Source organism: Mucilaginibacter sp., assembly GCF_036383575.1.
Classification (GTDB): Bacteria; Bacteroidota; Bacteroidia; order Sphingobacteriales; family Sphingobacteriaceae; genus Mucilaginibacter.
Genome location: NZ_DASVOB010000361.1, coordinates 1 through 11,312, shown reverse-complemented (window position 1 = coordinate 11,312; position 11,312 = coordinate 1). Strand labels below are relative to the sequence as shown.

Sequence of the window (11,312 nt, the reverse complement as noted above, 5' to 3'; positions counted from 1 at the left end):
CCAATGTACATGTACTGGCAAGCATCGATGAAGCAAGCTATTTGCCCAATAAGGATGTAAAAATGGGCGATCATCCCGTGATCTGGACGAACGAGCACTTTAAAGCCCGAAACGTTTACATAGCCATGGGGCATTTCCCGCAGCTTTTTGATGATACCGCCTTTACAACTTTGTTCCGCAACGCGATATTCTGGGCCGCTAACAAATGATCTTTTTGCTGAAAGCATAATTTAAGTCCGATAACTATTGTTTTAAAACCATCAAACAAGCCCCTACAATACCTCTACAGCAATCCATTGCAGGTTTAAAACACATGCTACTTTTTCGTTTAGTCCTATTTGGCGATAATTAGCTGTGTAGTATATGTAAAATGTTAATTAAATTACGGCTCTCAACCAGTCGGCTCCTAACCAGGCCGGGCTGTATTACTAACTGAGTTTTACTCAACCGCCACATTAATCCGTTAATGAAGAAGTGCATCCTATTTATCATTGTTCTGCGTGCATTCATATGTACATCTTTCGCTCAAACCACACTTGGTACCCCTGCCATTAAAAACTATACCCATAATGATTATAATGCAGGAAGTGAGATCTGGGACATTAAGCAGGACAAAAACGGAATCCTTTACTTTGCCAATGATGAAGGTCTGCTTACATTCGATGGCAGCTACTGGAAAACTTATCCCCTGCCCAATAAAAGCGCCATAAAGTCTGTGGCCATTGACTCTACCGGTCGCATTTACGTTGGCGGGCAGGATGAAGTCGGCTACTTTTTTCCGAACGATGCAGGGATCCTTAAATTTCATTCACTTAAACAACTCCTCCCCCTAAAAGCGAGACAGTTTGCCGACATCTGGGATATTGTTATTCATAACGGCGAGGTGTTTTTCCGTACCATAGAATGCATCTTTGAATTAAAGAACAACGCCATGCGCACCTTTGATGCACCCGGCGGATGGATCCTGTTAAGCCAGGCAGGTGGCAGATTATTTGCCCATGATAAAGCTATAGGCCTGGTTGTTTTTAAAGATTCACGCTGGCAAGCCTGTGTACAACAACCCACCACCAGCTTAAGCATCACCGGCATAACGGAGTTTAATAAAGATACCTTACTGGTAACTACCCGCAAAAACGGGCTCTTTATCATGACGGGCGCCTCGTTGATAAAAAAAACTACTGCTACCGATGGCATCCTGCTTACCGATCTCATAAACTACGTTCAAAAAATTGGCACCGACAGATATGCCATCGGCACCTCGGCAAAAGGGTTGATTATTATTGACGGAAAGGGCAAACTGATTGAGCAATTCTCCAACAACCGGGGATTACAGAATAATAATGTTCATGGTGTACTGTTAGATAACAATCGCAATTTATGGCTTGGACTGGAGAACGGGCTTGATTTTATCAACTACAACACTTCGGTTAAGAATATTTATCCCAATCGTGAAAACATGATAAAGAGCAATGCCGTAAGTATATTTAACAACAGGCTGTTTATCGGAACATCAAATGGCTTATACTCCGCTCCGTTAAATGCACAGCAAAAGGATATCAGCATGACTACCGGTACGTTCACTGAAGTAGCGAACACTAAAGGGCAGGTTTTAAGTCTTACGCAGATCAACGGGCATTTATTAGCCGGTCATCAGGAGGGTGTTTTACAAATAGATAATAACCAGGCTAAGTTGATAACCCCAGGGCCGGGTGCCTGGATGATGAAGACTTTTCCTGCATCGCAGGATATTATAGCGGGCACCTACACTGGCTTTCAGCTTTTAAAATACAACAACAATGGGATTAGTTTTGAAGGAAAAATAGATGGCATTTATGAGTCATTAGGAAACCTTGCGGTAGATAAAAGCAACTTTGTCTGGGCCACACATCCCTACAGGGGCATTTTTAAAGTACAGCTATCTGCCGATAGAAAAAAGATACTTGGTTATACCCAATACACTCAAAAAAGCGGCTTACCATCTGCGCTAAATAATCACGTGTATTTTATTAAAAATAAAATAATAGCTGCTACCGAAAAAGGCGTTTACGAGTATAATGTCACCGAGGGCGACTTCACACGGTCGGCTTTTTATAAGCCTATATTTGATAAAGCAAAAATTGAGTTCCTTACCGAAGATAGTAAAGGCAACATCTGGTTTATCAGTAATCAGCGGGTTGGAGTAATTGATTTTGGTAAAAGATCAGCTAATTTACCTTACAAGGTGATCTATTTCCCCGAACTGGCCGGACAAACGGTAAAAGGAGCAGAATACATTTATCCCCACGATATGGAGAATATCTTTATCGGTTCAAATAACGGTGTATTCCATTTAAATTACCGTCAATACGTATCATCAGAAAATAAGCTTAATGTATTGATTACCACGGTAAAAGCCATAGCAGAAAAGGACAGTCTTATTTTTGGAGGATATTTTGTCAAAAACGACAAGATCGTTTCGGCACAAAACACCCAACAGATAGCTTCGTTATCCAAACACTGGAATTCCTTTCATTTTGAATATACCTCTACCCTGTTCGCTCAAAAAAGCAACGAAGAGTTTAGCTATAAACTTATAGGCTTTGATAAGGAATGGTCGCAATGGTCGGTAAAAACTGAGAAGGATTATACCAACCTTCCTTACGGCAAATACACCTTTTCGGTAAAAGCACGTAATAATCTGGGGGCAGCTTCCGCACCGGTTAATTATACTTTCATTGTTGAGCCGGCATGGTACCAAACTGTTTGGGCTTACCTGGTCTATTTCCTGATCATAGCCTATGTGGTTTATATTGGCGTAAAAGCACAACAAAAACGTTTTGAACTGCATCAGCAACGCCATGAAGAAGAGCAAAAAAGATTAAGCTACCTCCATAGCCTGGAGCTCGACAGGAATGATAAAGAGATCATCGCACTTAAAAACGAAAAACTCGAATCCGAACTAACCTATAAAAATAAGGAACTGGCCACCCTCACCATGCAAATGGTTGACCGCGGTAAATTGCTGCTAAATATTAAGGATGAGTTAATGGTGCTCATTAAAAAGCTAAATATCCCTGATGCATCTTACCAATTTAGAAGTGTGTTTAAGCTATTAAGCGATACTGAAAAAAGCGACGATGATTGGGATAACTTCTCTATGTATTTTGACCAAGTACATAATAACTTTATAACCACCATGAAGGCTAAGTTCCCGGGCTTGAGCTCAACTGACTTAAAATTATGTGCTTATTTGCGGTTAAACCTGTCATCAAAAGAGATTGCCCAGTTACTCAATATCTCGCTAAAAGGTGTAGAGATCAGTCGTTACCGGGTACGCAAAAAATTGCAGTTATCAACCGAAACAAATCTTTATGATTTTTTAATAGAGGTGACTAAATGATAGCAAAAAGTCATGTCCTCTGCTGAAACATGTTTTTTTATATCGACGGATACCTAAACAAAACTATTTTTTGGCAGCTAACCACAACAGGGCGTCCTCAAACATCTGGTTTTGTTCGGGCGATGTAAATATCAGGTCGCCATGGCCCATGTTCATGTACAGCATTTTGTATTTGGTATTCGTCCACACCACGGGGATATCTCCATCGCGGATGATATCCTTTTTACCCAGCGGATAATTGGCAGGATCGAGCGTTACCAGTACTTTGATGTCTTTATTATCACGAGGGTTCGGTTTCCAGCCATACCACTCATTAATAGGTGCAACATAGCTTTTACCCAGGCTTTTGGTTACCGGGTGGGTATTATCATCTACAATCATTTTAGCAGGCAGCGGCGGCCAGTTATTGTTGTAAAAAGTAGCCCCTAAAAAATCAACAAACCAGGGCCATTTGGTATACTTATCATTATAGCCAGATACATGGAAGCCAAGCCATGCACCGCCACCGGACATAAACTTTTCAAACGCGCTTCGCTGTGCCTGGTTATGCGGAAACTCATTAAGCCAAACAACTACCTGGTAATTCTTAAGTTTTTCGTCGTTCAAATCACCCCAGTTACTGGTGGTATCAAATGCAAAGCCTTTTATCTTTGCCATTTTGCCATAAAACTTCATGGCATCCATGGCAAAATCAACGTGATCGCTTTCAACATTAGTTGAGTATAAAGCCAGTACTTTAAATTGAGGTTGCTGGGCAAAGGTGGTGCTACCTGCCAAAAACAGCAGCAGGAAAAGCGTTGTAGTGTATATCAGTTTTTTCATTGTAATACTTTACCAGGATTATTTACTCATTTCATTACCAATGGAATCCACTACAGTAGTTACAGCAGTACTTATCCCTCTGAACAAAGGATCATCATCGGTCGACCATGGTTTGCCTCGCCGGAAATCCCACCAACGGTATTCAATTTTTGAATATTCGTTTGATATGCCTTTTTCAACCGGCTTTTCATAAACATCAAAAACCTTAACCTCATAAGTAGCGTCATAAACTATCACACCAACCACCATCCTCACAAAGTAATAATTGCCGGTATTACCAATGTCAACGCGGGTGATATAGGTGCCTGTTACCTCACCTTTCTTTTCGCTCGTAGTGATTATTGTCTTTTCATCTCCCTTAAACCAGTTTTGAGCTTTGGCGTACAGATCGGCCTTTTTAAAAACCGGGTTCAGGGCGTAAACGTTATCAAAATAAACTTTACCGTTGCGCATTTGCAGCAATATGGGTGAGGTATTTCCTTGCGCACTGCCTATAAATGGCATCAGCAAAAGGACAATGAACGAGAGCTTTTTTATCATAATTGTGATATGTTTAACGGCTTGGTTTGCGGTTAAGTAAATATCAAAAACAAGTATTCAAATTGTTAATTTACGGGCACTACTTTAGCACTACAGGTTTAAGAATACATGTATAATTGTTTAATTACCAACGAATAGCGATATTTCACCTCAACTTGCTTTGCGACACTATTTGCAAAATGGGCTACCGGGTATTAGTATCATTTTTAAACAGGAGGCACCTACGGAGCCATTTCCAGGCGTGATTTTTTCTACAAACATGGTACTCCCACGGAGTTGAAAAAAAATTCTTCATTATTAACTCCGTGGGAGTACCATGTTTATAGCACAAGCCCCGAATGAAGTCCCTGGCTCCGTAGGTGCCTCCTGTTCTTAAAGGCGATCTCCGTAAGCTTGGTATTAAGCCCTCATAGAATTATCTATTTTCCAGCCGCCCAAAAAATGGCATTACTAAACAGTGTGGTATAATCTTTACTGTCAAAAAGCAAAGGCGAATGCCCCATAAAAATGTAAACGTTACGGGCTTTTTTTGCGGGATTAGTCCACACTACCGGATGGTCCCCCATGGTAATACCATCTTTAGGCTCATAGGTCGACTCATCTACAGATGCCAGCACATGCACGTTAGGCCTCGGACTTTTATCATAAGTATACCACTCCTCCTTCTGAACCAGGAAAGATGGCGATATACCTTTCATTACCGGGTGTTTTTTATCTTCGATATTAACCGTCCCTTTGGCAAAAGTGGCTATGTAATTTTTAAAACGGATGCCACCCATATAGTTCCAGAACCAGTTCCACATAGGGTAACCGTCGAACTCGCCTAACAGGGTCGCATGATGAAAACCTATCCAGCCGCCTTTGCCCTCATCAATGTATTTTTCAAATGCCTTTACAGCTTTCTCTTTCCATGCATAGGGCGGGTAGTCCAGTTGAATAAATAATTGATAATTAGTTAAAAAGGCATCATTAATTGTATCAGTACTTTGTATATAATCGACAGAAAAATTGCTGTCGGCAGCCAGTTTATCCAGCCAAACTTTGGCTACTTTTGAGTACTCAATATGGTGCCCGCCGTTTTCATACAGGGCGATGACTCTAAATCGCGGGGCCTTTTGAGCCCAGGCGGCGATAACGGTTAGGAGACAAAAACTTAAGAGAAGAATTATTTTTTTCATATCGATTATTTTCGGGGGTGATGGTTTATTTTGATCCTGCCCAAAGGATGGCATCCCGGAGCAGCGTTGTGTAACTTTGATTGGCGAACACGGATGGATCATGGCCTACCCCGATATAGATCATTCGGTGGTATTTTTCATTCGTCCAGATGATGGGATGATCCCCCATGGGTTTGTTTTGCTTATAGCTCGTTTCATCGGCGGTCGCCAAAACGCGCACATTGGGTCGCGGACTTTTATTAAACTCATACCATTCATCGGAGATCTCAAACTTTGCAGGTAGGTTTTTAGTGACGGGGTGCTTCCTGTCTTCTATAACAACAATTCCTTTTTGATAAGCTGGATGCGGTGAATACACCACCCCGCCCATAAAATCCTCAAACCATTGCCAGTATTTGGTGCCTTTAGCTAAAAACTCCGTACCGGTTAAACCCGCGCCATGAATGCCAACCCAACCCTTCCCCTGCTCCACGAACTTCTGTAAAGCGGATTGCTGACTGTACGAGATATCAAAAGGTGCTAATTGCAGCATCACAAATACCTCATAGTTCTTCAGGTTTTCATCATTGATCTTGCTCGAATCATCGGTGTAGTCAACTTTAAAATGATTGTCTTCGCCCAATTTCTCAAAAAATGGCCTGGCGGCGGTCATCATTTTGATATGATCATCCGAACGGGAAATCACAACTAATGCCCTGAATTTAAACTGCTGCGCCCGTAAGTTACCCGCCAATAAAAACGGGATTGCCAGAACAACAAGGTATTTCAGCTTATTCATCAGCATCTATTGTTTGTAGATCCTCCCCATCATCGGGTTATTCCAGATCACTTTTTTAACTTCTTCAATATCGATAGCTCCCTGGTGACTGTACACCACTTTGCCCTCCGGATCAACCAGCATGGTATAAGGTAAAGCCCCATCCCATTTGGAATCAACAGCCTCGATCATTTTGTATTTGTCATCGCCGGTATAGATATAATTTGTACCTGATGACTGCTTGCGTTGTAAAAACTTCAGCGCCTTATCCTTATTAGCCGGGTCATCGGCGCTGATACTTACAAATTCAAGCCCTCTGTCGCGATACAGCCTGTTCAGCGTAACAAGGTCATCAAACTCGGCAACACAGGGCCCGCACCAGGTAGCCCAAAGATTGATCAGCCTCAACCTGTCCGAATGATTTTTCACGACAGTTGCAATTCCAACTGCATTAATGGTATCTATTTTAACTGGCTCTTTAGCCCATTGAATTTGGGCTTTCTCAATCCAGTCCTTTTTCTCGGCCCATTTAACCGAACAGCCAAATGTTTTAGTAACAGGTACCGCTATTTCTTTACTTGCCAGCACCGCATCAATAGCATTACGCACATCCTGCGATCTTGGCGTTTTGGCTGGGTTTTCCATATCATCTATCCGGCCATTATAGCGCAGTTTCCTGTCCTTGTCAAAAACAAAAATATGAGGTGTGGCCACGGGGCCATATTTGTTTGAGGCTATTTCAGTTTCGCCGTCATACAGATATGGAAAGTTGAAACCCCTATCTTTAGCACGCACTTTCATATCTTCAAATGAATCGCCTAAATCACTGTATCCCAATTCGTCATAACGTAACGAGGACGGATTATTAGGATTAATCGCCACTACACTAACTCCTTTTGAGGCATAGTCGCTGGTGAGTTTGATCACCCTGTCCTCATAAGCTTGCGATGTAGGACAATGGTTACACATAAAAACCACAACCAGTACTTTGGCGTTTTTAAATGATTGTAAAGTATAGGTTTTACCATCAATGCCCGGCAGACTAAAATCGGGTGCCTGTGCTCCTATTGCCAGCGTTTTATGCTCGTCGGCAGCAAAGCAAAATACCGGGCTGCACAACAACAGCGCAAGGATTAAACTTATATTGATCTTCAACTTCTTCATAACCGGGTATAATGGTTTATAATTTAGTCGCTTGTTGATACCGCCAGCAGGTACCAGGCCGTGTGTGGCAGCCATTGCTCGGCCCAGCGCCAGTCTGAGTCTTTACCTGATACTGCATAAGGGATATTGAAGTCAATGTCATCCTCGTTATCAAAACCTGAAGTAATGCCGTTCACGATACCACCCGGAGCATTGGTATACTCAAATGTGCCGAAAAAACCATAAGCCGGGTTATTATGCCCAGTACCCTGTAGCATACTGGCATCAAATGGGTTAAGGCCCAGGATCCAGTTTAACTGATCAATCGCGAAGCCGGAAAGCTGATCATGAAAAGCCTTGTCATCTTTAAACAGGTTAGCTGCCATCCGCGCGGCCGTAGCCACTGAGCCAAGCCTTGCATTTTCGCCCTGCCACCATGGTGATGCATCGCTGTCATGCGGAAAAAAGAAAGCGCTGCGCCTGTTGCCTAAAGTATTCTGCACCAGTTCGCGGCTATAACCAAAGGGGTTATTCACCTCATGCGTAATCGCCAACTCAAATTCCATTGATTTCCGTACTGCCGATTTGATCTTAGCCTGAAGTTCGGCAGTAGCATAGGGATAATAATACAGCAGGCTCACAACAGGTAAGCCTCCGTCCGAAGGATGAAAGAAAGGCCTGTCCTTATCGTCTGCACGCCAAAAGTTTTGATATTTATTCCATGAGGTTAAGCGGTTCAACAGGTTATTAGCACGCTTTTCAGCAGCCGTTTTGTATACGTCTTTGTGGGTTACTTTAAAAAGCTCTGTAGCAGCGCTTAGTGCGCAATAATCATCAAGAATATTTTCCTTTTTATCATAATCCATTTGCGGGTTTTCTTTCTCCAAAAAGGCAAAGGCATTTTCAGCGGCTTTCAGATAATCAGCATTGCTATACTCACCGGATGTTTGATAGGCCGAGGCCATAGCCAAAGCTGCGATAGAAATCCCCGCTCCTGAACGATAGCTGGCCTGATAACTACGCCAGTTTTTGCCGGTAGTAGTTTTGGTGAACGATTGGTCTTTAGTTTGTTTGATCCGGTAATTGCCCTCATCAGCCTGGATCACGCGGTCTTTAGCCAATTTTCCCGGCCCCGGTGAAGACACAGAGCGGTAAAACGAACCATTTTTAGCCTGCATTCGCACTAAATAATCAGCCCCATACATGGCTTCATCCAAAATCCTGCGGTTAAACTGGCGGAAGTCCGTTCCCGGTCGGGCAGACAATAACTCATAAGTTTTAAACAAACTAAAGGCCGATAAAGAGATCTGCTGCGGGTTATAATAATTGGAGAACGATAAATGCGAAAGATGTTTACCATAATCGCCGGTGGCATCATACCAGCCGCCGTGTGCATCAATTGTATCTGTTGTGCCTGATAATACCAGGTGATGATCGGCTTTATCCAATAAACCAGAGCTTCGCTGTCCTTTAAAGTAATATACTACATCAGATATCGTAGCCTTTTCAAGTACGTTTTTGCCTATAATAAATGGATAAGATGAAATAACACCTTTTGGCGAGTTGAACTGAATTTTATAAGCACCTGCTGTTGTAAAGCCGCTGAAATCAAGTGTCCAGAATTCAAAATTCTTCCATTTATTTACCGGGCCGCTGTAAGTAACTTGCCCTGTAAATACTGTATTACCATTTTCAGCGTCTACCAGGTTAAAGTTGGTAAATGACAGATGACTGTCAGCCACTATAACGGCACGTTTGGCTTTGCTCTCCTCGTAACCCACATGATTGGTTACTACCTTAATACTTTGCGCCTGTGCTAAAAACGGAAGGCTCATTAAAAACAAGCCAACAGACGAAAGAATAGCTATATGTTTTTTTAGGTTCATATATAAAGTTAAGGAATTATAAATGGCAGCAGGAAACTGGGTTTGCATCCTGCTTCAAATCTAAAAGATTAACTTTCCGATGGATATTTTCATGCCACTACATTAGCACTACCATTGCTAAATACCTCAATTTGTTACAAATAGCCATGAACGCTATCTGCTCCTACATATTTGCCTTGCTTATTCGTTTTAGTCCCGAATTAACACAATAAATAACAGTAGTGGTGTTGTAGTGGCTTCAAAATAGCAATTGAACAAAGTTTGACAGATAATTGCAAAAGATTAAATTTCATATCTTGTATAAACCAGTTATGAAACCCCGCAACATAAAATGCGGATACAAAAACCTAATAATTAATGGAGAATACCGGAGGTACAAGAAAATTTCTGATAGCAACGCATGGCAAGCTGGCGGGTGGTGTAAAATCATCGCTTGATCTTATTACCGGAGCAGCGGATAACACTTTTTTGATAGAAGCTTATGTTGACGAAAACCGCTCTTTAGAAGCTGATATTAAAGCGGTACTTGATCAGGTTGGTGATAATGATGAACTTATCGTTTTTTCGGATATCATGGGCGGCAGCGTTACCAATCAAATACTCCAACATGCTCTTCAGGCTAATGTGCACGTTGTTTCTGGCTTTAACCTGCCGCTCGTAATAGAAATTATACTGGCCGATACCGATACGCCCGCCGAAGAAGTAATTGAAGAGGCTATTGAAAACGCAAAACAACAAATGGTATACGTAAATAAACTTTTGACCTCGCAAAACCAGGAGGAAGCACATGATTAAGCTAACCCGCATAGATGACAGGCTGGTACACGGACAGGTTGCTTTTACATGGACACCGGCCCTCGGCGCCGATTGCCTGCTGATAGCCAACGATAAGGTGGCCAAGGACGAATTTATGAAGATGACCCTCGGCCTGGCCAAACCTGCAGGTACTAAACTCCTGATTAAGTCGGTAAAAGATGCGGCTGTTTTTTTGAATGATGAAAAGAGCAAAAACGCTAAAGTTTTGATCCTGATAAACAGCGTTAAAGATGCCGCTGCGCTGGCTGCTGAAGTAGCGGAGATAACAACCATAAACTTTGGCGGATTACGGTCAAAAGAAGGGTCAAAACTGATCTCAAAAGCGATAGCAGTTAATGACGATGATATAACTATCATTCGTGAGATGATTGCAAAAGGCCTTGAACTGGAAGTGCGACAGGTACCTACCGATAATAAACACCTTGTAGCAAGCCTTATTTAACAAACAGATTTTAAACCAATACAAACAATCATTTAATCCTTGTCAGTATCATACTTGCTCATCGCGCTGATAGCGATGTTTGGACATTCGGAAGATTTTTTGGGCACTACGCTGCTCAGTCGCCCCCTTGTGCTTGGCCCGCTGGTTGGCCTGGTGCTTGGCGATGTAACGCAGGGTGTGATTATTGGTGCTACCCTGGAGTTAATATTCATGGGCAATATCAAAGTTGGCGCAGCTATTCCGCCTGATGTGATCACCGGTGGCGTATTGGGTACCGCATTTGCCATTATCTCGGGTAAAGGACCTGCCATAGCACTTGCCATAGCCGTACCTGTTTCCATACTGGCCG

General features: G+C 42.4%; 11 protein-coding genes. 5 read left to right on the top strand and 6 right to left on the bottom strand.

Annotated elements, in window-relative coordinates:
* A partial coding sequence (locus tag VF500_RS12570) for a ThuA domain-containing protein (protein WP_330860005.1) occupies positions 1 to 209 on the top strand: 209 nt, incomplete at its 5' end.
* Positions 210 to 466: 257 nt separating this feature from the next.
* The gene (locus VF500_RS12565) at positions 467 to 3,379 is read left to right on the top strand and encodes a triple tyrosine motif-containing protein (protein WP_330860004.1); all 2,913 of its coding nucleotides are present in this window, start codon (positions 467 to 469) and stop codon (positions 3,377 to 3,379) included.
* Positions 3,380 to 3,442: 63 nt separating this feature from the next.
* Here VF500_RS12565 and VF500_RS12560 read toward each other — a convergent pair whose 3' ends face one another.
* The 6 genes from VF500_RS12560 to VF500_RS12535 all read right to left on the bottom strand — a co-directional run bounded on the left by VF500_RS12560 (position 3,443) and on the right by VF500_RS12535 (position 9,705).
* Positions 3,443 to 4,201, bottom strand: coding sequence for a ThuA domain-containing protein (locus tag VF500_RS12560; RefSeq protein ID WP_330860003.1), 759 nt, complete (start codon positions 4,199 to 4,201; stop codon positions 3,443 to 3,445).
* 18 nt (positions 4,202 to 4,219) lie between these two features.
* The gene (locus tag VF500_RS12555) at positions 4,220 to 4,741 is read right to left on the bottom strand and encodes a hypothetical protein (protein ID WP_330860002.1); all 522 of its coding nucleotides are present in this window, start codon (positions 4,739 to 4,741) and stop codon (positions 4,220 to 4,222) included.
* A 419-nt stretch (positions 4,742 to 5,160) separates the two neighbouring features.
* The gene (locus VF500_RS12550) at positions 5,161 to 5,919 is read right to left on the bottom strand and encodes a ThuA domain-containing protein (RefSeq protein WP_330860001.1); all 759 of its coding nucleotides are present in this window, start codon (positions 5,917 to 5,919) and stop codon (positions 5,161 to 5,163) included.
* Positions 5,920 to 5,944: 25 nt separating this feature from the next.
* A complete protein-coding gene (locus tag VF500_RS12545) occupies positions 5,945 to 6,697 on the bottom strand; it encodes a ThuA domain-containing protein (RefSeq protein ID WP_330860000.1) in 753 nt (250 codons plus the stop codon).
* A gap of 6 nt (positions 6,698 to 6,703) precedes the next feature.
* A complete protein-coding gene (locus VF500_RS12540; RefSeq protein WP_330859999.1) occupies positions 6,704 to 7,915 on the bottom strand; it encodes a redoxin family protein in 1,212 nt (403 codons plus the stop codon).
* On the bottom strand, positions 7,864 to 9,705 hold the full coding sequence (locus VF500_RS12535) for a glycoside hydrolase family 9 protein (protein ID WP_330859998.1): 1,842 nt from the start codon (positions 9,703 to 9,705) through the stop codon (positions 7,864 to 7,866). The genes VF500_RS12540 and VF500_RS12535 overlap by 52 nt, the downstream gene beginning before the upstream one ends.
* A 357-nt stretch (positions 9,706 to 10,062) precedes the next feature.
* On the opposite strand from VF500_RS12535, the gene VF500_RS12530 reads away from it, so the two are divergent.
* The 3 genes from VF500_RS12530 to VF500_RS12520 all read left to right on the top strand — a co-directional run.
* Positions 10,063 to 10,500 carry a hypothetical protein gene (locus VF500_RS12530; RefSeq protein ID WP_330859997.1) on the top strand — a complete coding sequence of 146 codons (438 nt, stop codon included), beginning with the start codon at positions 10,063 to 10,065 and terminating at the stop codon, positions 10,498 to 10,500.
* Positions 10,493 to 10,963, top strand: coding sequence for a PTS sugar transporter subunit IIB (locus VF500_RS12525; RefSeq protein WP_330859996.1), 471 nt, complete (start codon positions 10,493 to 10,495; stop codon positions 10,961 to 10,963). The genes VF500_RS12530 and VF500_RS12525 overlap by 8 nt, the downstream gene beginning before the upstream one ends.
* Before the next feature lie 39 nt (positions 10,964 to 11,002).
* The coding region (locus VF500_RS12520) for a PTS sugar transporter subunit IIC (protein WP_330859995.1) at positions 11,003 to 11,312 on the top strand (310 nt) is incomplete at its 3' end.